This window comes from Cloacibacillus sp. An23, assembly GCF_002159945.1.
GTDB lineage: Bacteria > Synergistota > Synergistia > Synergistales > Synergistaceae > Caccocola.
On the sequence record NZ_NFJQ01000002.1, the window covers coordinates 144619 to 168289 of the forward strand.

Genomic DNA, 23671 nt, shown 5'->3' on the forward strand with positions numbered 1-23671 from the left:
TATATATAAACACAGTGATGACCTTAGTTTTTCGTTTGCGGACATTCCTCGCGGACATTTTTGCGGACACAGAAAAGCGTCCGCGCCATGAGAAGGAGGAATGACGGTGGCGTCGTACAGGCAGAGGATCGCCGAGGGGGCGGTGAGGGATTTCCCGGCTATCAAGCGGGATTATGACGGGTATAAGCTTATGCTGGACGCCAAGGCTCTCGCCGGCGGCTGTCTTTACGGCGAGAGGGTGGACGGCGGGGGCGTCACCAGTGCGGCGGATAGGTATCTCGAGCGTTACGACGATTCGGTGCTCCGGCGGCTATCGGCTCTTATGCTGGGGATTTACGAGCCTTACTGTAAGCTGCCGGATGAAGAACGGCGCATCTTGGCTTTGCGGTACTGGCGGAAGATGGAGGTGGCAGACGTCGCGGCGGAACTTAGGTTCAGCGAAAGAAGCGTCTACCGGCATATCAGCCAAGCGCTGAATAGGCTTTACCGCCCCGTTCTTGAGGTGCAGCCGCTTCTTGAAGACTGGCGCACGGGCGCGTTGAAATGAACTTTTCGCTTGCGCGGGTAAAGCGAAAGTCATTTCTCTAGTGTGCCGGGCGGAGCATTGGTCAAAATGTCAAAGGTCAAATTGTGTCTGAATTGTTGTCAGTTTTTTGACAGGTTTTTCGTGGTATAATCTTTATGCTGGCGAAAGCCGCAGAGAAACGAACCGCCCTCAGGGGCGGAGGACAAGAAGACAGAGCCGCTTTTCCTCGTTTGAGGAAGGCGGCTTTTTGTCGGGTGTGGGGATTTATTTGCCGAAGATTTCCGCGTGGCTGCCGGCGCGGTAGAGGGTGAGGACTAATACATCGGCTTCTTTGATATATACGAGAAGCCAATCGGGCGAGACGTGGCATTCGCGATAGCCTTTCCAGTTGCCGGTCAGCGCATGGTCTTCATGCCTCGGCGGTAAAGGTATATCATTGGCAAGCATTTCAATGACGTCAAGTAAAAGCGTAATGTCTTTTCTTTGGCGTTTGGCGGCTTTGAAGTCCTTTTTGAACTGCCTTGTCCATATAACGTCGTATTTATTCGTCGTCATCGGACTCCAACCCCGCTATTATTTCTTCCATGGAATGATAGCGTTTTGCGTTAGGGTCGCGAGCCAGACGCCATGCCTCTTCCATAGCTTCGAGCGTTTCTTTGCTGAGGCGGCGGCGGACGGCGAAGGGGAAGCCGCCTGCGTCTATGGATTTGCGAAGGAATACGTTTACGGCGTCGGCTGTGGTTAGTCCCAGACTGCGGAAGGTCTGGTCGGCCATCTGTTTTATTTCGGGCTCTACTCTTATGTGGAGCATTTCTGTTTTGGGCATTGTGTTTCACTCCTTTGTTATTATTTCTGTATCTATTGTATCTCAAATAATCTCATTTGTGTACGGAGGTGGTGCGGATGGCGAATGAATTTGGGCTTACGGAGAGGCAGGAACGTTTTTGTCAGGAGTATGTGAGCGACCCTAAAGGCAACGCAACGGCGGCGGCCATACGTGCCGGATACGGCGAAGCCGGGGCTGCCGTCGAGGCTTCGAAGAACCTAAGAAAACCTAAAATTATCAGTCGTATCAAGGCTTTGCGTAATGATGCGCTCGTCGCATCCGGCTACGATAAGGAGCGCGTGCGAGAGCTTATCATGCGCAGGCTCGCGGGAATAGTGAGCACGCATGTCACGGATATAGTACATATTTCACCGGGGCGCGACGACCCGAGCCGCGGCGCTGTACTTGAAGAGCTTGCGGAAGCGAACGGCGGCCAGACGGTGCTCGATTTCGGCGACATGCTCATCGTGCCGACGACCTGTTTGACTGAGGAGATGTCTGGGGCTATCAAGAGGATAAAAGCCATTCCCGCAACTGAGCATTCGGACGGCGGGGTCGAGGTCGAGATGAACGACGTCATAGCCGCTGCGAAGCTGCTGGCCGAGATTGCGGGGGTCAAGGAGGCCGATACTTCCGTCAGCGTGAACGTTTCGCCTTCGGTTATTTTGCAGCAGGCTGAGGCGCGCCGGCGGGCTTCCGGCGCTGCGGAGGGGGCGGCTGAATGATGGACGTGGACGAAGAGCGGCTTGTTTCTCTTGTCGAGCGGTGGCGGGCTTCGCCTTATGATTTCGTCGTGGAGTGTATCGGGGCGGCGCCTACGGAACAGCAGCGCGGGGTGCTCGAGGCTATGGCTTCGCCCGGCGCTCGCGTTTCTATACGCTCCGGCCACGGGACGGGCAAGTCTTGCCTTTTCGCGTGGATAGGGCTGTGGGGGATAACATGCTTCTGGGACGTCAAGATTCCCGCTACCGCCCCGACGGCCCACCAGCTTTCGGATATTATCTGGCCGGAGGTGGATAAGTGGCGCGCGCAGATGCTTGAGCCGTGGAGGTCGTGCGTAAGGATTAAGGGCGACAAGATTACGATGGAGGGAACGCCGGGCTTCATCGCGGCGCGCACGGGACGCAAGGAGAATCCCGAGGCGTTGCAGGGGTTTCACGCGGAGCACATGATTTTCCTTATCGACGAGGCTTCCGGTATTCCCGAGGTGGTTTTCGAGGTCGCGCGCGGCGCGCTTTCTACGGAGGGGGCGCGTATCCTTATGGCGGCGAACCCGACCAGGCTTACGGGGTATTTCTATAACTCTCATCATAAGAACCGCGACCTTTGGACGCGCTTTCAGTTTTCGTGTCTGGATTCGCCGCGCGTCTCGCCGGCTTACGCGAAAGAGATAGCGGAGGAGTACGGCGAGGACAGCGATATGTACCGCGTGCGCGTTTTGGGCGAGTTTCCGCACGCTTCAGAGATGCAGTTTATGCCGGGGGACGTGGTGGAGGCCGCTATGGGCCGCCATCTGCGCGAGGAGATGTTCGATTTCGCGCCCGTCGTCATAGGCGTGGACGTGGCTATGTTCGGCGGGGACAGGAGCGTGGTCTTTCTGCGTCAGGGGCTTATGTCGAAGATTCTGTATCAGAAGCGCGGGGTTAGGCCGGAGGAGCTGGCTTCGCGCGTGGCTATGTTCGAGGACGAGTATAAGGCCGACGCGGTTATCGTGGACGCTACGGGCGTGGGCGAGGCCGTTATGTCGAGCCTCCGGCTTATGAACCGTTCGCCTATCGCTTTTTACGCCGGCGAGAAGGCTTTGCTCGATAACTGCCACAACAGGCGCACGGAGGTCTGGTACAGGATGCGGAAATGGTTTTACGAGGGCGGCGCTATACCGGACGACGGCGATTTGCGCGACGACCTTGTCGGGCCGGAATACAGCACGAACAGCCGCGGGCAGCTTCAGCTCGAGCGCAAGCAGGATATGAAGAAGCGCGGGCTTGCAAGCCCCGACCTTGCCGACGCTCTGGCGGTGACGTTCGGCGCGGAGGTGCGGAAGCGCGAGAGTCCGAAACGTTTTGCTTCGTCCGACTATACCGCGGACGAGGATTTCGACCTTTACGGATAGGGGGCTGAACGATGGGACGCGAGGCGGATGTTTTTTCTTCGCTTGAGGCGGACGGGGCTTTTCGGTTTGTTCTGCCGAGGCTGCCGGACGGGGCGTATTTGTTTCCGCAGCCGGAGGCTTCGGTGGACGAGGATTTCGACGTTTATTCATAGAAAGGGGTGATTTGCCATGTGCAGCAGCGGAGGCGGGAGTTATGAACCGACGCCGGTGCCTAAGGCCGTTCCCGGCACGACGAGCGTCGCGAGCGGGGCTACCGAGGAGAGCGATCTTTCGCTTTCACGGACGCTTGAGAAGCAGCGTAAGCGCAGGGGCGCGGCTGCGACTATACGAAACGAAGGCGGCGCCGGCGGCATTGAAAGCTCCGGCGGCGGTAAGAAGACGTTCGGCGGTGAATAGTTATGGATTACGTTGCTTTACGGCGCGGCCTTGAACAGAGGCGCGGCGCTCTTAAGACGGAGGCGTCGTTCATCGAGCCGCTGTGGCGCGACCTGCGCGATTATATCCATCCGTTTCGGGGGCGTTTTCCAGGCGAGCAGGCGAACAGGATTCTGCCGGACATGGGGCGCGTGCTTTCGAGCGTGCCTATGAAGGCGCGGTCCGTGCTTGTCGCGGGGCTTCAGAGCGGCCTTACTTCGCCGTCGCGGCAGTGGTATATGCTTTCGACGCACGACGCGGAGGCAAATTCCGACTGGGAGGTGCGCGCGTGGCTCGACGACGTTCACGAGCGCATGATGCGCGTTATGCAGGGGAGCAATTTCTATCACGCGCTGCATAACGTCTATGACGAGCTGGTTACCTTCGGAACTGGCGTGATGATGATAGAGCCGGATTTCGAGAACGTCATTCGCTGCTCCACGCTGACATGCGGGCGGTATTGGCTCGGCGCTTCGAACGGGTACGACGTAGACTGCATTTACCGGGATTTCTCGCTTACGGCGAAGCAGATGACGAGCCTTTTCGGAGAGGAGAAATGTTCGCAGGGAGTGCGCTACGCGGCGCGTAATTCGCCTTTTACGCAGTTTACGGTGCATCAGGCCATCGAGCCGGATTTTGAGAAGCTGACGAAAAAACCGTGGCGCTCCGTCTACTGGGAGGATTCGGGCGGAGGCGCATCGGCGGGAGTGCTTCGCGTGAAGGGCTACGGCTCTTTTCCAGCCATGACGCCGCGCTGGCACTGCGTGGACAGCGACACTTACGGCTACGGCCCAGGAGCCGAGGCTCTGCCCGACGCGAAGGAGCTGCGCATCCAGATACGTGACAGGGCCGTCGCGGTGCGCAAGCAGGTGGCTCCGCCGCTCGTGGCCGGCGAGACTCTGCGGCGCAGCAAGGTGCGGACGATGCCGAACGGCGTGACTTACGTCCCTGACGCGCAGCTTCAGCAGATTATCCCGCTGTATAACGTGAATCTGGATATCTCGGCTTTGCAGATGGTTATAACGGAGACTTGCAACGCGATACGCGGGACGATGTTTACGGATTTGTTTCTCATGCTTCAGAGCGGAGACGCGCCGCAGATGACGGCTCGCGAGATTATAGAGCGGCACGAGGAGAAGATGCTTGTGCTCGGCCCCGTGCTTGCGAGGCTTGAGCGCGAGCTGCTTTCTCCTGCTATCGCGCGCATTTACGCGATTATGAACGAGTCGGGGCTCATCCCTCCCGCGCCGGAGGCTATTCGTGGGCAGGAGATAAACATCGAGTTCGTCTCTATTCTCGCGCAGGCGCAAAAGATGCAGGGGATGAAGCCTATCGAGCAGGGGGTAAGCTTCGTCGGCTCTCTCGTGCAGGCTTTCCCCGAAGCGGCGGACGCCCTCGACGTGGACGAGACTATCCGCGAGTACTGCAAGCTGTCTGGCGCTCCGGCGAAGATGCTGCGCGACCCGAAGGCGGTGGAGGCTCTGCGCGAGCAGAGGCGTCAGGCTATGGCGCGTCAGGAGCAGGCTATGGAGGCGCAGCAGGCCGTCCAGTCCGCCCAGCAGGCGGCGCAGGGCGCGAAGCTGCTTTCGGAGACGGACGTGCGGCCTAATTCGGCGCTTTCCGCCGTTATGGGCGGCCCATAGGAGGCGAAGGCATGAATAAGGATGAAGCGTTCCGACTGGAACGGCTGAAAGGTGAAGCGAAGCTCGCGTCCGCTCTTCTGGCTCTGCCGGAGGGGCGGATTTTTTGCGGCCTTCTGCTTGAGGAGACGGGGTTTCTGCGTAATTCAGCGAGGGATTCGCCGACGCCGGGGGACACGTATTTCCGCGAGGGCGAGCGCAACGTGGGCCAGCGGGTGTTCGAGCTGCTTTGGCGCGCGGGCGGGGCCGCTCCGCTTTCCTGTATGGCGGAGTACGGCGAGTGGCTCGCGCAGGTCGAGGAGCGCTCGCTCGCCGTTTCTAAGGGCGAAGGGAACGCTGTGTATGAATGTTAGAAAGGGGAATTTTTATGGCTGATGAGAATGTGAACGCGGCTGTGAACGAGACGCCGCCCGAAACGCAGAACGCAGAGGTTCCGCAGTCCGGCGGGGACGACGACGGTTCGCTGCTTACGGAGGGGCTTGAGGCCGCCGGAGACGGGAGCACGAAGGAGAGCGCAGAGGGCGCGGCTGAAAAAACCGCCGTAAAGGATGAGGCTTCAGCGCCCGAGGTTCCCGAGAGGTACGAGCTTAAGATGCCGGATGGCTGGACGCTCGACGAGGAGGGGCTCGCAGAGCTCACTCCTATTATGCACGAGCTCAAGGCTTCGAACGAGCAGGTGCAGGCAGTCGCCGACCTTTATATAAGGCGTATGTCGGCGGCGCGCGAGAGGCAGATGGCGGCCGAGCGCGAGACTGTGAAGAGCTGGCGCGAGGAGCTGAAGAACGACGCAGAGATAGGCGGCGCAAAGTACGAGGAGAATCTCGCTTCGGTGAAGAAGATGCTTATCAAGTACGGGAGCGAGGATTTTTACAACTATCTCGACGATTCGGGCCTGGGTAATTATCCGCCGTTCGTGAAGGTCATGGTGAAGATAGCGAGGGAGCTTGAGGACGACCGGTTCGTCCCGGGTGCCGCCGCTTCTTCCGACGAGCCTGCCGCGGCGGCGGCGAAGATGATTTTCGATAAATCTCTCAAGGACTAGGAGGCAGAAAGTTATGAGCATTATCGGAGGCACGAGCCTTTCGCTTATGGATGTCGCACGCCGCACGGACGGCGACGGCAAGATTGCAAAGATCGTGGAGATTCTTTCGGAGCAGAACAGCATTCTCGAGGATATGATGTTCGAGCAGTGCAATAACGGCATGGTTCACAGGACGACGGTGCGCACGGGGCTGCCGGCGGGGACGTGGCGCAGGCTTTACGGCGGCGTGCAGTCGGAGAAGAGTACGACGGAGCAGATTCAGGACGCATGCGGCATGCTTGAGACTTACAGCAAGGTGGACAAGGCTCTCGCGGATATGTCGCCGGACAAGGGGGCTTTTCTGCTTTCGGAGTCGGTCGCTTTTCTTGAGGGGCTTTCGCAGACTATGGCTGATACTCTCATCTACGGGAACGAGAAGAACGACAAGGCTAAGTTCACCGGGCTCGCGGCGCGCTACGGCACTCTTTCGACGGACGAGCGGAAGATCGGCTTCAACGTTATCAGCGGAGGCGGCTCCGGGACGGACAATACTTCGATTTACGTCCTTAACTGGGGGAGCCAGACTATGCACGGCCTTTATCCGAAGGGGTCGAAGGCGGGCGTCACTGTAGACGACAGGGGACAGCAGACTGTGCAGGATAAGGACGGGAACGACTTCGAGGCTTACGTCACGCATTATAAGTGGGATATGGGCTTCTGCGTGCGCGACTGGCGTTACGGCGTGCGTATCGCGAATATCGACGTCTCCGACCTCGCGAACGCGGGCGAGAGCGGGTATTCGGGCGCGAATCTCATAAATCTGCTTATTAAGGCGTTCGGCAAGTTCCCGAAGGCGGATATGGGCCGCCGCGTCATCTACTGCAACCGCACCGTCATGACGGCGCTGAATCTTATGGTGGCGAATCACGAGACTGCGGCGCTGAAGATAGACGAGGTCGGCGGAAAGCCCGTAACGAAGTTCTGGGGAGTGCCTATCCGCCAGGTGGACGCGATCCGCAACGACGAGGCCGCAGTGGCCTAGGAAGGAGTGTTTTGCATGATTCTGGATTCTAATCTTGTGCTCTGCGAGGGGCTTGCGCTTTCGACTGCGGGGGCTTCGGACATTCTCGACCTTACGGAGGGCGGAGATACGCTCGGCAGCGAGCTGCTTATCGTCTGCCAGTGCAGCGAGGCTGCTGCCGGAGGGACGAGTTTCGAGGTAGCTATACAGACTGACGATGATTCGGCCTTTTCGTCGGCGAAGACGCTTTTCAGCTCCGGCGATATTCTGACGGCGGAGGCCGCCGCCGGCGCGAAGCTGTTCGCGGTGCGCGTGCCGCGAGGCGCGGAGCGTTATCTGCGCGCGAACGTGACGGCTTCGGGGAGTTTTACCGGCGGCAAGCTGGATATTTTCCTTGTCGAGGGCGATACGCACAGCTGGGAGGATATTTAACCGGAGGCGGGGAATTTTCCCCGCCTTTTTGACTGTTATTGAAAAGGGGACGCTCTGCGTCTCTTTTTTTATGACTGTCGAGGGAGTGATTTTTATGGAGAACGCGGCTGGTTCGGGCGTCGAGAACGCAGTTTCCATATGTAACAGGGCGCTGTGTTTGGTGGGCGGCACTAGGATGATTTCGTCTCTGCTTGAGGCCTCTACGGAGGCGGCTCTGTGTTCGTCGGTCTACGGCGCCGCTTTGCGCTCGATGCTTGCGGAGCATCCGTGGCTGTGGTGCCGCGCCGCGGATGCTCTTCCGCCGGAGGCGGAGGTAAAGGTCCCGGGTTTTAAGTATGCCTACGGCTTTCCGGCTAACTGTCTTTATCTGCATAGGGTTTTCAACGAGGAGACGGAGAGCGGGCTTTTCCGTCAGTTTACTGTGAGCGGAAAACGGATGATTTTCACTGACCTTTATCAGGGTTATGCGGAATATACGAAGCTGCCGGCGGAGGATATTTTCCCGCCGCTTTTTGCCGAGGCTCTCGCCTGGCGCATCGCTATGGAGCTTTCTGTGGCGCTTTCGGGCGGGAATATTAACAAGCGAGAGCATCTCGCGAATTTCTACCGCGAGGCGGTCGGTAACGCCGCTGCCGCAGACGCGAACGAGAGCATGGAGGCTGCGCGCGTATGGGGCGACGAATATCTGAAGGCGAGGTCGTAGGCGCATGAGCATTTATACGATACAGACTTCTTTCGCCACTGGCGAGATTTCGCCGTCGCTTTACGGGCGGCCCGACCTTGCGAAGTATTCGGCGGGGCTTGCGAGGTGCGAGAATTTTATAATCCATCCGCACGGAGGCGTCTCGAAGCGTCCCGGGATGAGGTTTGTCGCGAAGGCTAAGGGGCGCTGCCGCCTCGTGGAGTTTGAGTATTCCATAGACCAGAGCTATGTGCTTGAGTTCGGGAATAAGTATGTGCGTTTTTTCCGCGGCGGCGCGCAGATTATGAGCGGCGGCTCGCCTTACGAGCTTGTTACTCCTTATCTTGAGGCTGACCTCGACGGGCTTTCTTTCACGCAGTCGGCGGACGTGCTTTATATCGTGCATAAGGATTACAGGCCGATGGAGCTTTACCGCGTGAGCGACGCGGTATGGAAGCTGGAAGATTTTGCTTTCAGCGGCGGGCCGTTCCGCAATAAGACGGCGGCGCAGGATGATATTACTCTCGCGCTTTCGGCGAAGTCGGGGAGCAATGTGACGATGACGGCCTCGTCTGCGCTTTTTGAGTCGGGGCACGTCGGAGCTTTGTTTTCGCTGACGCATCACGTGGACGAGGTTATGGTGAAGTCGTCGGGGGATTCCGGCGGAGTATGGACGGAGACGACGATTTATGGACTTCAAAATACCTCTGAAGTCGGAGGCGGTGTTTTCTCTCGAAGGTTCATTTGCCAGACCGATACGCAGCGTGAACAGTTTGTTGTTGGACGCCAGGTTCTTTTCGGAAGTCTGAGTTCCGTCGTTACCTCTGTCAACGGCGATGTGATCGAGTTCTCTCCTTCTCCGACATGGCAGGAGGGGGATATATCCTGCAAGGTCCTTATGCCATCTTCGTCAGGATGGCCGCTTGAGGTTACCGCATATAAGGAGTGGAGGCTTGAGTCTGGCGGCTTTTGGGGCGGCGAGGTTGTGCTCGAATACTGGGACGCGGACGAGAATGCCTGGGTGAAGTATAAGACTTATATCTCGCAGGCTTACGACGAGGGAACGACCTCAAGCTGCGGGAATGCGAAGAATTACAGCGACCAGGATACGGTGGAGGAGCCGACGAAGCTGAGGCTGCGCGCCGTTTCTTTTACTTCGTTCGTGCCGGAGGGAAATTCCGAGGAGGACCGAGGCTATTTCCAGCTCGTCGCCATGGCGGGCTATCATAAGGCTGTCGCGCGCGTCGTTTCCGTCTCTTCGCCTACTTCGGCGGTCGTCTCTCTTGAGATTGAGGCGGCTTCGACGCGCGCGACGCTGAACTGGCAGGAGGGCTCGTGGAGCGACGTGCTTGGCTGGCCCTCGGCTGTCGGGTTTTATCAGGAGCGGCTCGCCATGGGGGCGACGCGCGAAGAGCCGCAGAGCTGGTGGCTGTCTGCGGTGGGCGATTATTACGATTTCAGCGTTTCGCTCGACGTGCTGGACGACGAGGCCGTCTCTGGGACGCTTGTGTCGCGCAAGCTTTACGATATAAATTATTTCGTTTCGACGAATAAATAAGCTGCTTATTATGACGTCGGGCGGCGAGTGGCTGCTTTCGCCCGGGGCCGCCGGCGGGGCGCTGACGCCTTCGAACGTTGAGGTCGGGCTTCAGGGGAACCGCGGATGCGCGCGCATCGAGCCTATCGTCATTGGAAATATGGTACTGTTCGTGCAGTCGCGCGGGCTGCGTATCCGCGACCTTGGATATGAATATGTCTCGGACAGTTATACGGGGACGGACCTGACGATGCTTGCGCGCCATCTGTTCGAGCGCTGGACTATTAAGGACTGGGCTTTTGCTCAGGAGCCGGATTCGATGTGCTGGACCGTTATGAGCGACGGCTCGCTTATTGCGCTGACTTATATCCGCGAGCAGGAGGTCGTCGCCTGGGGGCGTTTTCCAACGGATGGCTTTGCCGAGTCCGTCGCGGCGGTCGTTTCCGAGGGCGTGGACGACGTTTATCTCTGCGTCAGGCGCGGGGATGAGCGGTTTATCGAGCTGCTTTCGCCTGCGGAGGCTTTTTCTCCAGAGGAGGCTTTCTTCGTGGACGCGGGGATCACCGCGCGTTTTGAGACGCCTTCGCGCGAGGTCTCCGGCCTTTCGCATCTTGAGGGTCGCGAGGTTGTGTGTCTTGCTGACGGGAACGTTATCGAGGGGCTGACGGTCGAGAACGGCAAGGTCGTTTTGCCTCATGCGGCTTCCGTCGTACACGTCGGGCTTCCTTATGCGGCGCTGCTTGAGACGCTCGAGCTTGTCTACGGACGTCAGGACGGCACGCAGCTTACGAGGAAGTCGCGTATTTCTTCGGTTACGGCGCGTGTGGAGCGTACGCGGGGGCTTTTTATCGGGACGGAGGTTTCGCAGAAAAGTCCGCGCGATACTTCAGACAGAACCGGGCTGACTGCGGTCGAGGAAGGGCTTCTGTCGGAGGCCCCGCAGAGGACGGACGAGCGTTATAACGAGCCTGTCGGACTTTATACGAAGGATTATAAGCTGCATCTGTCGAGCGGCTGGGGACAGGGGCGCATTACGTGCTGGGCGCCTTATCCGCTGCCCTGTTCCATTCTCGCGCTTGTCGCCGAAGTGGAGACGGGGGGATAGTCGTGGCGATTTTTCTAAGACGCGCCGAGCGGCGCGACTGCGAGGCAGTCCTCCGCGATATACGTCCGGCGGACGAGGCGGAGCTTATTGCGTCGGATGGGGACGCGCGTCTGGCGGTGATGAAAGGGTGGCTTGCTTCGCCTTCTTACTGCTGGGCAGGGTATGACGAGTGCGGGCGCGTGCTTGGAGTTTTCGGCGTTTGTATCGAGGACTGGTATTGGGCGTGTCCGTGGCTGGTGGGGACGCGGGCGCTGGATTTTCACCGGCGGGAGTTCGCGGAGCTTTCTTTTCGTATTTTTCCGCGTGTGCGCGAACGGTTTCCAAATATGCGGAATTTCGTCGACGAACGGAATCGCGCGAGCATAGCGTGGCTTTCGCGTCTCGGCTTCGAGATGGGGGAGGCTGTGCCGCGCGGCCCTTACGGACTTCGGTTTATTCCTTTTCGGATAGGAGGCGGTGACAAGTGTGTACTGCTGTGATGGCGACTGCCTTGTCGGTCGCAGGAGGCGTTTATTCAGGTATTACTGGTATGCAGGCGGCGCGCGAGCAGGCGAACGCCGCGAGGATGCAGTCTGAGTACCAGGCGCAGGCGCTTGAGTTCAATGCGGCTCAGGCGAGGAACGAGGCCGACGCAGTTTCGCGGCAGGGGGCGAACGAGGTTTCAGACCTTCAGAAGCGTCAGCACGCCGTCGCTGCTTCGGGACGTGCGTCCGCAGGGGCTTCCGGCCTCCTCGTCGATTCCGGTTCGGCGGCTGACGTGAACGCGGCTACAGAGGTTCAGGCGGAGAGCGACAGGAATCTTATGCGGGAGAATTATCAGAGGCGGAGGTTCGGGTATGTGAACCAGGCCGCAGGGTACGAGCATCAGGCGGCGGGGGCCCGCGCCGGAGGCGAGGCTTACGCTTCGGCGGTCGAGAACGCCGGGCGCGCCGGGCTGGCCGGTTCGCTGCTTACCGCCGCAGGCACTGTGTCGAGCAAGTGGGACGACATGACCGGCTGGCAGAAAAGTACGAAAAAAAGCGGCGGCTACGCGGGGCCTTTCGGGCTTTCCGCTATAAAGCGGCTGGGGTGAGGGGGAATCCACAATGAAGGCGGCAGGACCGCTTAATCTTCCTTCTGTGCGCGACGAGGGGCCCGTCTCCGTACGGCGCGATACAAATTCGCCCGAGGCCGCCGGGTATATGAGGGCAGCAGCAGCTCGTGAAGCCGGTTCCCGCGAGCTTGGACGCGGGATTCTGGTATTGGCCGCAGGGCTGGACAAGATGGCGGAGGACAGAGACAGGGCGAAGGCGCTCGCGGCTTATAACGATTACGTGAAGCGAAGCTCCGAGATGCTGTATAACGCAGATTCCGGCTTTATGAACGCCCAGGGCGCAGGGGCCGAGGGGCTGGCCTACCGCGTCGGCGAGGCGCACAACGAGCTGCGCGGTGAGGTGGCCGAAGGGCTTTCTTCGCGTCAGAGGCGGCTTTTTATGGAGTCGGCTGCCTCTTACGATAGGGACGTGAACCGCTCCGCGATGCGGTACGAGGGGCGCGCCATGGCGGAGTACCGCAGGACCGAGGCGGCGAAGACGCTGGATAATATGGTGGCGGCTTTTGCGACTGCGCCTGACGGTATTTCACTTGAGACGCAGGAAGAGAGCATTTTCGCCGTAACTATGGCGCTTTTCGGCGACCAGGGCGAGGAGGCGAATTCATCGAATGCAAGGAGCGTACGTTCCGACCTTATTTCAAAGACTGCGCTGCTGATGGCGGAGCGCGATCCGCTGCGCGCCGAGGCTTTCGTTCGCGAGAACGCCGGGCTTATGGACGAGTCGGCCGCCGAGAATGTACGGCTTAAGGTTGAGGCGGCGGCGCTTGAGGCGCATCTTCAGGAGGATACGCCTAAGCTCTTTGAGGAATACGGCTTTGACGGGCTCGAGAGTGCGCGCGCCTTTATACGTGATAACTACAGCGGTACTGAAGAGAATAAGCGCGTCGCCGCTGCTGAATCGTATTGGCGCGAGCAATGGAGCGACAGGAAGTTCCGGGAGGAGCAGTACGCCGACGAGATTTTAGGTATGATGGACAGCGGCGCTTCTCTAAAAGCCGTGAACGACGCTATCGATTCTTTCACGTGGTCGTCGAACGGGGCGCGGCGTGCGATGGAGCGCGAACGCGACGCTCATTTCCGCGTCGGGGATTATGCGCCGGGGCGCACGGGGTTCCGTATCGACTGGGACGCCGTTGCGGAAGTTGACGAGCTTCGCAATAGCGGGAAGATTCTCGACGTATGCCCGACGATGTCCGATTTCAGAGCGAAGTATGGGGATAAGGTTGGGAGCGAGGTGCTGAACGAGTTCAGGAAATATTATAACCGCCTGCGGCGCGGCGAGTCCGACGTTGAGGTAAAGATGGAAATAGGATATTCGTCCATCTTTAAGGATAAGCTGAAAAAGGCGGGTATCAAGGATATCTCCGAACAGGAACGCTGGAAAGCGATTTATCAGAGCCATTTCGAAGCGATGAAGAACGACAAAGACAAGAGTGGACCGATTACCCCGGAGATGGCTATAGAGCTTATGGATATGATACTTGCGCCGGAGGTGGTCGGAACGAGGCGGAACGTGGCGGGGCGCACCGCAGAGCGGCGCGTCAGGCGCGGTTATATTCCTCCTGAAGCTGAGCAAGTGGGCGGACGCTGGTATATCAAGGACGCCGACGGGCGGTATCACGAGCTGTTCTTCCCAGACGGGAGCGGCGTGGATATTGACGGCGGGGCGGAGGTTTCGCCTTAGGGATTTGACGGCATACCTACGGGGACCGTTTCGGCTCCGAGGCCGGACGAGGCGGAGATTTGGAGAAGGTAGGGGCGCTGTGTGCAGCGCGCATGAAAAAAGAGAGGCTTGCGCCTCTCTTTCCGTCTTGCTTAAGGGGGAATAAAACCAGGCGGGTTGACGATTCCGCATCTCCTAACCTCTTACGAGGGGCGACGGCTGCCCGTTCCGTCCTCAGGGTTTTATTCCTCCTGGCTATATCTTATTGTCTTGCGCTTCCTCTGTCAACGGCGAATGCAGCGGCTTGAGTTTCCCGGCGGCGATGAAGTTGAGCGTCCTTTGGGTGCCGAGGACGTACATGGAGCGGACGAAGAGGACTCCTCCACGCGATACTCTGACTGCGACTTTCACGTATTCGGTGTCAACAAGATAGTTTTTGACGTATTCTATTGAGCCGTCTTTGGGGTTAAGGCCTGCGTAATCGGGAGCGGCGATGATTTTTTCTATGTCAGCGCCGTATTTTTCAAAGTCTTGCGGATGTTTGTTTTTTATGTGCGCGATGTTGCCGGGGCTTATGTATATTTCGGAGTTTGCGGCATACGGCAGGGACAGAAGTTTTATAATTTCTTCCGAAATGATGCCTACTTTCTGCCTGTCCATGTCTGATCACGCTCCACGCGGCATTATAGCATTATGTAAACGGCTTTGTGCTTATTAGTCGTCTTCTATTAACTCGTGTTCTTGACCTTTGCCTGCGTTGAGCTGCTCAATGCCGCTGCGGAGGCGTTCCATTTGCTTTTCATGGCGCTCTCTGTCGCCTTTTATTTCGAAGGGGATTCTTCCTTCGCGGAGGACGGTCCTGACGAAGATGTTTATTGCGGCGGTCGGCGTGAGGCCGACTTCTTCGCAGAAATATTCAAATTGGCATTTTATTTCCGCGTCCATTCTTATGGACATTGTGACCAACGGCATTTGTATCACTCCTTTGTTTTGAATTATAGCATTAAGCGAATACGCAGTATTAAATCAGGCCGCTCTTGATGGGCGGCTTTTTTGTTGTCGGAGGTGCGTTATGGGGATTTATGACGAGGTGAGGAGCAGGACAGGAAATTCCGGGATTATGGTCGGGCCTGCGCTTTCGGCGGACGAGGCTCACGCGCTGGGGCTCTCTTCGGTCAATCCGCTTGTGGATGAACTTGAGCGGAGTTATGAGCGTTACGTTACGGAGAATCCCGACGAGGCGGCGGCCCGCGCGTGGAACGCGGAGCGCGTGGGCGTGCCGCTCTGGGTGCAGGAGCGCAGCGACAAATATGCAAATGAAGCGAAAAAACGCCTTGCTCTGCTTGAAAAAGGCACGCCGGACTGGAAGAAGCTCGCCGACGCATCTCCGGTGACGGCTTCGTTTATGACCGGCGACGGTGTTATGGCTTCGGCTCACGACGACGTGCAGGGGCTTGCAGACATAGAGGACGTAACGCACAGCCTTTCGTATCTGAGGCTGAATTATAAGGATAAGCTGGCCTATCTGCGAAACGAACGCATTGTGCCGAGGTTGTCGGTCCCGACGCTGGACGTGAAGGACCGCCCAGGAATGCTAGCCTCTCTGCCGCTTTTGAATCCCAGGGCTATAGGCAGAGGCGGCTGGGACGGGCTTTCCGAAGAGGAATTGGTACGTCTGAGGGATAAGCCTGTTTCTCAGACTGTAGCTGAGGCGGTCCGTGCAATCGACAGCTGGGCTTCAGATACGTCTTTCGGTAAAGGTATCACCTCGGGCTATGAGATGAGCGCGATCGGGACCGAGGCGCATAACCTTTTCCTCGCAAATTCTCTCGGCAGGGGAAGCGAGGCTCAGTGGGTAGAGCTTGAGAAGCGCGTGCTGGCGCTCGACCGCGAGAAGCCGGAAGGATGGCTCTCCGGTATGCTTTATGAGACGGGAAAGTTCATAGGACAGCAGGCGCAGGGAGCGTGGACTTCTGGGCTTATGAGCGCTGCCGGCGCAGGGCTTGGGGCTTATGCCGGTTCGCTTGGAACCGCGGCTTTTGCCGGTTCTGTGCTGAATCCCGTAGGAGGGGCGGTTCTCGCCGGCGCGGCGGCGGGCTGGTGGCTCGGTACGAAGGCCGGAGTTTTTACCCAGGCCTCAAAGACAGAAATGGGGCTCGACCTTATAGAGCGGCGTATGATGCGCGGAGCCGACGGCGAATATATCTCGAATTTTGCAGCGGGGCTTGGAAGCTTGGCGGTCGGAGCAGTCAACGGCGCTCTTGAACTTACGGAGTGGACGGTCGCCGGTCGGCCTTTTACCGGCGTAGCGCGCCGCGTCGTTTCTCCTGCTGTGATGAAGTCAGTCTCGCAGAATATCGCCTCCAGGCTTTCGGCCCTGCCGAGTATGGGGAAGTACGGGCAGGCGGCACGTTACTGGGGAAGCAATGTATTTGCAGAGTCTATGACGGAGGTCTTTCAGGAGCTTGTGCCGATTACTGTCGACGAGATGCAGAAGCACGCGCTGCTCGACGGCTATAACGCGCGCAGGCTCGGCGATGTTACCGCGGAGCTGACGGATACTTTTATGTCCTCGCTTTATTCTTTCGCGCTTATTTCCGCGGTCGGCCCTGTCGCGGGGCTCGCCGCCGGGCGGTTCAACGGCGAGCTGACGCGAAGAGAGTTCGAGGCTGCGCAGACGAAGCTGTTCAATATGAAGATGGACAACTTCAAGGAACGAATAGGCGCGTCGAAGGTCTTCAAGCGTTTTCCTTCCATGAGCCGCGAACACAGGGAGGCGGTGCTTGAAAACGCAGACCTGAGCCGGGCTTATATCGGAGCTGAAAAAGTTGAGACGCTTTTCCAGCAGGGGCTTCTTCCGAATTATGAGGACTATGGGAGCGCCGCAGACTGGGCGCAGGATTATCTCGGCGTTACCGAGGACGAATACAACGAGTCCATGCAGACCGGCTACGAGATGGAACTCGCGGCCGCTAAGCTGTTCGACGCGGTAGAATCGTCCGACGAAACGAAAGTAAACGAGATATACGACGCCATTGCTAGAGATATACGCTTTTCGCGCGGAGGCATGACGTTAGCCGAGGCTGAGGCTGCGGACAAAAGCATCTCTGAGATACGGCGCGAAGATTTCTTCAATATCGGCGCGAGGACGGACGAGGCCCGCGAGGAGGAAGCTTCCGCGCGGCGTGTCTACGAGGCGAGCCGTATGCAGATGGAGGCAAGCGGGATAGACGCGGAGACCGCTGCGGCGGATTCGTTTATTCGCAGCGCGGCCTATCGCAGGCTCGCGGGGATGTACAATTCCGCACTCGACGAAAAGACGAGGGGCAATAAGAAGCTGCTGGCCGAGGATATGGAGCGGATGTTCCCGCTCGTCATCGAGAAGGACGGCACGGGGAATGTTACGGGGCTGACGTTTCAGCAGACAGCGTGGCACGGTTCTCCGTTCCGCTTCGATAGGTTCAGCACGGAGAATATCGGCACGGGCGAGGGGGCGCAGGCTCACGGCTGGGGGCTGTATTTCGCCGGAGACAGGGAGGTCAGCGAAGGCTATCGCAAAAAGCTGCGGTCGGGACGGAGCCGCGGGCAGCTTTATAAAGTGGATATTCCCGAGAATGATGTTCTGCTAGACGAACAGAAAAACTTCGCGGAGCAGCCGGAAACCGTCCGCAGCGCTTTGAAGGCTGTTTATGAGTCTTTTCCCGCCGAAAAACTGGCTCTCGTCCGCGATGAATTGAAGGCTCTGGTCAGACGGGACGCATCTCTCGAAGAAGAGGGAGACGCTCTGCGGAGAGAACGTCAGAAACTGCTCAGCAGGCGCAGCGCGCTGAATACCGTCAACGCGGAAAGGCCGTCTGAAAACAGGGGACTTTTTGTCGAAAAAGGCAATACGGCGCGTTTTGACCGCGGAGTGAAGTATCTGCACGAGATGTATTACGAGGAACAGATTGCGCGGCTTGAAAGCGACGAGGCATATCTTGCTTCGGAGAAGGATGCCGTTACTGATGGGCTTGCCGAGGTTACGCGTAAGATGGAAGAGAACGAACGGCGCATCGAGGAGAAGAGGGCAGAAAAGAAGGCCGCCATAGACGTCGCTTCGCTTGACGAGTTGCTTTCACGCATGGACGGGCGCATGCTGTATAACGGCATCGTGATTATGACGGATTCGCCGAGGGCGGCGTCCGAAACGCTTAACGCACACGGCGTGAAAGGCGTAACTTATGAGGGCGAGCTGGATGGGCGTAGTTATGTCGTCTTCGACGATAATGACGTCGATGTCATGCAGACGTATTATCAGGCCGGCGCTTTGTTTGAAAGGGCAAAGGAAGCAATAAAACGTGTCATAGACGTAGCGTTTTCTGATAAAACAAAGCATCGCCTTGAAATTATCAGCGGCGTGCAGCAGTGGCTTTCCGATACGGTTCTTCAGTCACGCGGGCTTGATATTGCCGGTTACCGCCATTGTATTGATACGAGCAGCGTGCGGCATATTTTTAAGCAGCACGGCGATGAGAAGAGCGAGCGGTCGCGCGGTCAAATCCCCGTTACCGAAAATGATTTGTTAAAAATACCCGAGGTTATAGCTTCACCGGATTTTATCGTCCTTGGCACAAAGAACAGAATCGGCAACGAAGGTATTATATATGTCAAGAATATGCCCAACGGCAGTACGTTTTATGTGGAAGAGGTTCGCGGTAAAAATAAAAAACAGCTTGTAACGGATACTATGTGGATAAAGGCCGGCACGAGCGATGCAGATTCCATAAGGAACACCCCAACTCTCTACGCCCGAAGCGACACCGGCACTATAGATATTATAGCAAATCCAGCAAACAATGGAGGGGGAAATCCATATCTTCAGCCGTCCCGCGGCTCGATAACGTTCCCTCAGTATCAGGGTGCGCCCATAACTATACATCTTGGGAAGGACGCCGACCGCTCTACTTTCGTGCATGAGTTCGCGCATCTGTATTTCTGGCATCTGCGGAATCTGGCCTCGCTGGACACCGTGCAGAACACAGCGGCATGGGAGGGGCCGGAGGCGGAGTGGAACAGGGATTTGAAGATTGTTTCGCGCTGGTGGGGCGAGAACGCGGAGAATATTGCGCGCCAGGCGGCGCAGTTCGTCGCTGAAGGCGAACGCGGCGGGCTTTCCGCTGACGGATTCCGAGAGTGGCTTTCTTCCGGTATGGAACGGAGAAGCGCAGCGGGAGCCGCCTACGACCGCGCGGCGCAGGAGTATTTCGCGCGCGGTTTCGAGCGGTATCTCATGGAGGGGAAAACCCCCGCTAATTCCCGCGAGCTGCTTTCCGTGTTCCGGCGTTTTAAGAAGTGGCTCTGCGACATCTACAGGACGCTGACGGAGCTTGACGTGGAGCTGTCCGACGAGGTGCGCAGCGTGTTCGGCCGCATGGTGGCTGCGGACGAGGCCATAGAACAGCTTCGCGCGGAACGCCAAGTGGACGCGGTCATGGCCGCGCGTCGCGAAGCCGCCGAGGCGGAGGCGCGCGAGACGGACGAGGCGAACTCCGCGTTTGCGCCTGTTCGCGAACCGGAACCGGAATATGATATTGCTTACGACCCATACGAGGACGCTAAGGAAAATCTGCTTGGGCTGCTTTTTTCCGAAGATATGCCGGAGCGCAGGCGCGAGATGGCGGAGCGCGCGGAAGAAATTCGCCCGCAGGTGCTTCAGGCCGTACTTGCCGAGCCCGGGTACAGGGCTTTGGCTATGATGGAACAGGCTCCTGAACTTCGCCTTAATCCGGGCGCCGTCGTGGATATGTTCAGCGAGACGGTGCTTTCGGCTATGCCGGAAGGGAGTATCGCCGATGACGGCATGACTGACATTGAGTTCGCCGCGCGCAGCCTGAACTTCAAGAGCGCGCATGAGATGATAGACGCGATGGCGGGGCGGCGGACGATAAAGGAAGAGGTCGACGCGAGAGTGCGCGAGATAGTCGCGCGCGAGTTTACGGACACTTTTTCGTCGCCTGCGGCTATGGACGCCGCGGCGGAGGCCGCGCTTTACGAGAACGATGAGCATGGAGAGAGGCTCGCCGCGGAAGCGGAGGCGAATTTCGACGACGCGCTCGAGCTTGCCGCGCGCGAGGAGGAGGCAGAAGCCGAGTTCCGCGCTATTTTCGAAGCGGACGAAGCAGCTAGGGTAGAAAACGAAGACCCCGTCTCGCGTACTAACGTAGTCAGGTGGATGCGCGCGCACGGACGGCCGCGTTATTCGTATGTGGCCCGCGAGATGGGGCAGGAGGACGCGCAGGCGCTATTGAAGCGTTACGGCCCTTCGTTTTTCTCAAAAGAAGGGCGCGGCCTCAACGACATAGCGCAGGAGCTCGACGGCATGGGCATCCGCGTCGGTGGAGAGGCGGGGCTTTTCAATCTGCTTATGTCGGAGGCGGTGCCGGAGTCGCCGCTTGACCTTGCACGCGAGGAGGGCCGCCGCGAGGTGATGGACGAGTACCGCACGAGATACAAGAAACACGTGGCTGGCCAGGAGCGCCGCGCTGCGCGCAACGCCGAAAGGATAAGGCGGATAGAGGCAAAGGCCGAGGAAAAAACGGGCAAGGCTAAAGCTCGTTACAAAGCCGCCGCGGAACGGCTCAAATCACAGATGAAGGAAAACCATGACAAGGCGGTCGCTCTGCGCAAGGAAATACGCGCGAGGTATCAGAAGCGAAAGACTGAGCTCGAAGAAAAGTACAAGGCTATGGGCGAACGACGCAGAGCTTCTTTCATCGAGCAGAAAAACAAAGACTGGACGCGCCGAGCTCTTAACCGTTATCTCAGCGGCTTCAGGACGCATATAGAGAAAAGCGTCAGCAGGAAAGGACTGCACGACGCCGCTAAGACCGCCGCACGCAATCAGGTCGCAGGGATGACTGTTCAGCAGCTTTACGACGTTACGGGCTGGGTGCGCGTCGAGAAAGATTCCAGAGCCGCGGCGGACCGTGCGCTTCGTAACTTCGATGAAAAGGCCTTCCGTGAGGCGCGGGAGAAGGAGCTCCATGCGCACGAGATGATTCGCGCGATGTACCGCGCACGCAGGCGCGCCGAGTATATACGCTCGCGGCTTGTGAAGTATTCGAACCGCAAGCAGAAGCAGACCTTCGGCATGATTCCCGAGTTTCTTTACCAGCTCGATATGCTGCTGACGCGGTTCGATTTCACGAAGCGGACGAAGAAAGAGGTCGCGGCGCTTACTCCGAAGGACATCGTCCGGGAGGCGAAGTCTCTTTCTGAATTTATAAAGGGGCAGACTGATGCCGGCGTACCGCTTATGATTCCCGACTGGATAGCTCAGAGCGAGTCTCAGATGAAGTACGAAGGGCTTTTCGTACATCAGCTTGAGAACGCTTTCAACGCCGTCCAGAACATCATGCAGACGGGGCGCGACGAGAAGAAGACTATCGCGCGCGCGAAGAATCTGGAACTTTCGGGAATTGAGGCGGCGGTGGTCGAGCGGGCGCAGGGGTATTTCGGCAAGGATAAGGTCGACGGCGACACTCATATCAAAGTCGCGCGCAAGGATCCGAACGTAGCCGCGGATGTGCTGCTTGATTTGAATACCATCGAGGCTATGTGCCGCGGGCTGGACGGCTTCCAGGACGACGGGCCGATGCAGGATTTCTTTTTCCGTCCCGTGCGCGAGGCTGTGAGTCGCGAATATGCGGAGCTGAATCGTATGTTCGGCGAGTTCCGAAGCCTCAAGCTGCGCGTTTACGGCAAGGACTTCAAGGCCGATATGACGCCGAAGGATATAGGCATTCACGAGTATAAGCGCGAGACCGACCGCGAGACGGGGAAGGTTTATCACGTTCCAACGAAGGAAAAGAGCTTTTTCACACAGGAGAATATCATCTGCGCGGCGCTCAATATGGGCAACGCGGACAACCTGGCGCGCCTCAAGGACGGCTGGGGCTGGACGGACGCGGATATAGAAAAGATAAAAGAGCAGATGTCGCAGAAAGACTGGGAATATGTGCAGGGCGTCTGGGACTTGCTCGATACGATGTGGCCGAAGATTAAGAAGGTTCACGAGCTTATGACCGGTATGACTATCGAGAAGGTCGAGGCTAAGCCGGTCGTCACTAAGTATGGTACCTTCAGAGGCGGGTATTATCCCATCGTCACGGACCTGCGCTATTCGGAGACGGCGGCGGCGCAGAATGAGCGCGAGGAGGTCTTTGCTTCCGCGCCTTTGAATTTTGCCTCGAAGCATACGAAAAGCGGACACAGAAAGGCTAGAGCGGAGAATGTGCTTGGGCGACCGCCGCTGCTTTCGTTTTCGGTGCTGGACAACCATGTCGCCAACGTAATCCACGACTATGAGATGGCTTCGGTGCTGCGCGACGCCGGGAAGATCCTGCGGCTGGATAAGGTGAAGAGCGTCATTACGGCGGTCTACGGCGACAGGGGGTACAGGAATTTCAGGAAGTGGCTGAACGACATAGCGGCGAATACGAAGAATAACGGCGTCGCTTCCGGCTCCGGGGACAGGATAGTCAACGGGATAAAGAGCAAGACGGCGATGTTCGCGCTGGGCGGCAACCTGGGCGGCGCTGTTTCGCAGCTTCTCGGGTATTTCCCGCTGGCGCACCGTATCGGCTTTGTTAATACGGCGCTCGCCATACTCGACGGGCTGAACCCGGGCAGCAGGACTTACGACTTCGTGCGCGAGAAGTCCGCTTTTATGCGCGAGCAGATGGACGACGGCAACTCTGAAGTCCGTAAGCTGCGGCAGAACTGGACGACTAACGACCACGGGATTTCCCGAGCGGCGGATATGTTCCTTTCAATATATCCGTTCTTCCAGAATATGTGCAATGTACCGGGATGGGCTCAGTGTTACAAGATAGGTCTGAAACGCTACCGCAGCGAGGCGAAGGCGGTCGCCTACGCGGATTCCGTGATACGGCAGACGCAGAGCGCTTCCACTATCGCGGACCTGACTTCCTTCGAGCGCTCGGGGACTATTGGGCAGCTGACGACGATGTTTTATTCGTGGTTCCGCGTCATGTATCAGATGCAGAACGAGGCCGTCATGCGCGTGAAGTATGAGCACGGGATAAACCGCGTTAAGGACTTGGCGAGCTACGCCTTTTATATCCTTATCGCGCAGAGCGTTGCGGAGGCGCTGCTTCGCGGGAACGGCCCGGAGCCGGAGGATGGCGAGGACCCCATGTGGAGCTGGGCGAAGTGGACGACGGCTAGGGTATTGCTTTCGCCGCTTTCTACGGTTCCCTTCGCGAGGGAGTTTGGAAGCGCGATAGACAATAATTTCAAATTCGGCGTACAGCTCACTCCGGCGCAGGGCGGTCTCGACGCTTTGGCACGGCTGCTTAAGATAGCGATGCGCCAAGGCGGTAACGCGCTTAGCGGCGAGGATATCGAATGGGGCGACGTGGCGGAAGGCGCGGCGACTGTCGCTGGCTACCGTTACGGCGTGCCGAACCGCAAGATGATCCAGGCGGCGAAGGCATTCTGGGCGTATTACGATGAGGAAGAGGCTATCCCGTGGGCCTATCTGATTTTAGGCGGCGGGTATAAGCCGAAGGACGAATAGGAACGAAGCACTCCGCAT

The 23671-nt window shown here is 58.1% G+C and carries 21 protein-coding genes; 17 read left to right on the forward strand and 4 right to left on the reverse strand.

Features of this window, described 5'->3' with window-relative positions:
* Positions 1–106 precede the first annotated feature (106 nt).
* Positions 107–547, forward strand: a complete 441-nt coding sequence (locus B5F39_RS02305; RefSeq protein ID WP_158095898.1) for a sigma factor-like helix-turn-helix DNA-binding protein — start codon at positions 107–109, stop codon at positions 545–547.
* A gap of 243 nt (positions 548–790) precedes the next feature.
* Here B5F39_RS02305 and B5F39_RS02310 read toward each other — a convergent pair whose 3' ends face one another.
* Positions 791–1081 (reverse strand): type II toxin-antitoxin system YafQ family toxin, encoded by a 291-nt coding sequence (locus B5F39_RS02310; protein ID WP_087363434.1) that lies wholly within the window; start codon positions 1079–1081, stop codon positions 791–793.
* A complete protein-coding gene (locus B5F39_RS02315; RefSeq protein WP_087363435.1) occupies positions 1068–1352 on the reverse strand; it encodes a type II toxin-antitoxin system RelB/DinJ family antitoxin in 285 nt (94 codons plus the stop codon). The genes B5F39_RS02310 and B5F39_RS02315 overlap by 14 nt, the downstream gene beginning before the upstream one ends.
* A 77-nt stretch (positions 1353–1429) precedes the next feature.
* Between B5F39_RS02315 and B5F39_RS02320 the strand changes: the two genes are divergently transcribed.
* Genes B5F39_RS02320 through B5F39_RS02385 form a run of 15 tightly spaced genes read left to right on the forward strand, consistent with a single transcriptional unit; the run spans position 1430 to position 14094 of the window.
* Complete coding sequence (locus B5F39_RS02320) at positions 1430–2077, forward strand: terminase small subunit (RefSeq protein ID WP_087363437.1); 648 nt, start codon at positions 1430–1432, stop codon at positions 2075–2077.
* Positions 2074–3465 carry a hypothetical protein gene (locus tag B5F39_RS02325; protein WP_087363439.1) on the forward strand — a complete coding sequence of 464 codons (1392 nt, stop codon included), beginning with the start codon at positions 2074–2076 and terminating at the stop codon, positions 3463–3465. The genes B5F39_RS02320 and B5F39_RS02325 overlap by 4 nt, the downstream gene beginning before the upstream one ends.
* 11 nt (positions 3466–3476) lie before the next feature.
* Positions 3477–3617, forward strand: a complete 141-nt coding sequence (locus tag B5F39_RS14150) for a hypothetical protein (RefSeq protein WP_158095899.1) — start codon at positions 3477–3479, stop codon at positions 3615–3617.
* Between the two features lie 16 nt (positions 3618–3633).
* Positions 3634–3861: a hypothetical protein gene (locus B5F39_RS02330; protein WP_087363441.1), complete on the forward strand. Its 228-nt coding sequence runs from the start codon at positions 3634–3636 to the stop codon at positions 3859–3861.
* Positions 3862–3863: 2 nt separating this feature from the next.
* Entirely contained in the window at positions 3864–5522 is a 1659-nt protein-coding gene (locus tag B5F39_RS02335) for a portal protein (RefSeq protein ID WP_087363443.1), read from the forward strand.
* An 11-nt stretch (positions 5523–5533) separates the two neighbouring features.
* The gene (locus tag B5F39_RS02340; protein ID WP_087363445.1) at positions 5534–5872 is read left to right on the forward strand and encodes a hypothetical protein; all 339 of its coding nucleotides are present in this window, start codon (positions 5534–5536) and stop codon (positions 5870–5872) included.
* 14 nt (positions 5873–5886) lie between these two features.
* Positions 5887–6561, forward strand: a complete 675-nt coding sequence (locus B5F39_RS02345; protein WP_087363447.1) for a hypothetical protein — start codon at positions 5887–5889, stop codon at positions 6559–6561.
* A gap of 13 nt (positions 6562–6574) precedes the next feature.
* Positions 6575–7582 (forward strand): major capsid protein, encoded by a 1008-nt coding sequence (locus B5F39_RS02350; RefSeq protein WP_087363448.1) that lies wholly within the window; start codon positions 6575–6577, stop codon positions 7580–7582.
* A gap of 15 nt (positions 7583–7597) precedes the next feature.
* The gene (locus B5F39_RS02355) at positions 7598–7993 is read left to right on the forward strand and encodes a Bbp16 family capsid cement protein (RefSeq protein WP_087363450.1); all 396 of its coding nucleotides are present in this window, start codon (positions 7598–7600) and stop codon (positions 7991–7993) included.
* Between the two features lie 28 nt (positions 7994–8021).
* Positions 8022–8696, forward strand: coding sequence for a hypothetical protein (locus tag B5F39_RS02360; RefSeq protein WP_143330618.1), 675 nt, complete (start codon positions 8022–8024; stop codon positions 8694–8696).
* A 4-nt stretch (positions 8697–8700) separates the two neighbouring features.
* On the forward strand, positions 8701–10233 hold the full coding sequence (locus tag B5F39_RS02365) for a hypothetical protein (RefSeq protein ID WP_087363453.1): 1533 nt from the start codon (positions 8701–8703) through the stop codon (positions 10231–10233).
* A gap of 10 nt (positions 10234–10243) precedes the next feature.
* On the forward strand, positions 10244–11317 hold the full coding sequence (locus B5F39_RS02370; RefSeq protein WP_087363455.1) for a hypothetical protein: 1074 nt from the start codon (positions 10244–10246) through the stop codon (positions 11315–11317).
* Between the two features lie 2 nt (positions 11318–11319).
* Positions 11320–11796, forward strand: coding sequence for a hypothetical protein (locus tag B5F39_RS02375; protein ID WP_087363456.1), 477 nt, complete (start codon positions 11320–11322; stop codon positions 11794–11796).
* Positions 11796–12389 carry a hypothetical protein gene (locus B5F39_RS02380; RefSeq protein WP_143330619.1) on the forward strand — a complete coding sequence of 198 codons (594 nt, stop codon included), beginning with the start codon at positions 11796–11798 and terminating at the stop codon, positions 12387–12389. The genes B5F39_RS02375 and B5F39_RS02380 overlap by 1 nt, the downstream gene beginning before the upstream one ends.
* Before the next feature lie 13 nt (positions 12390–12402).
* Positions 12403–14094: a hypothetical protein gene (locus B5F39_RS02385; protein ID WP_143330620.1), complete on the forward strand. Its 1692-nt coding sequence runs from the start codon at positions 12403–12405 to the stop codon at positions 14092–14094.
* 234 nt (positions 14095–14328) lie between these two features.
* Here the strand turns inward: B5F39_RS02385 and B5F39_RS02390 are convergent, their stop codons facing one another.
* Together B5F39_RS02390 and B5F39_RS02395 are read right to left on the reverse strand one after the other, a co-directional pair.
* The gene (locus tag B5F39_RS02390; RefSeq protein ID WP_204245016.1) at positions 14329–14733 is read right to left on the reverse strand and encodes a hypothetical protein; all 405 of its coding nucleotides are present in this window, start codon (positions 14731–14733) and stop codon (positions 14329–14331) included.
* A 54-nt stretch (positions 14734–14787) separates the two neighbouring features.
* Positions 14788–15045 (reverse strand): type II toxin-antitoxin system RelB/DinJ family antitoxin, encoded by a 258-nt coding sequence (locus B5F39_RS02395; RefSeq protein ID WP_087363461.1) that lies wholly within the window; start codon positions 15043–15045, stop codon positions 14788–14790.
* Between the two features lie 100 nt (positions 15046–15145).
* Here B5F39_RS02395 and B5F39_RS02400 point away from each other — a divergent pair, with 100 nt between their 5' ends.
* Entirely contained in the window at positions 15146–23653 is an 8508-nt protein-coding gene (locus B5F39_RS02400; RefSeq protein ID WP_087363463.1) for a hypothetical protein, read from the forward strand.
* The last annotated feature ends 18 nt before the right edge of the window (positions 23654–23671 follow it).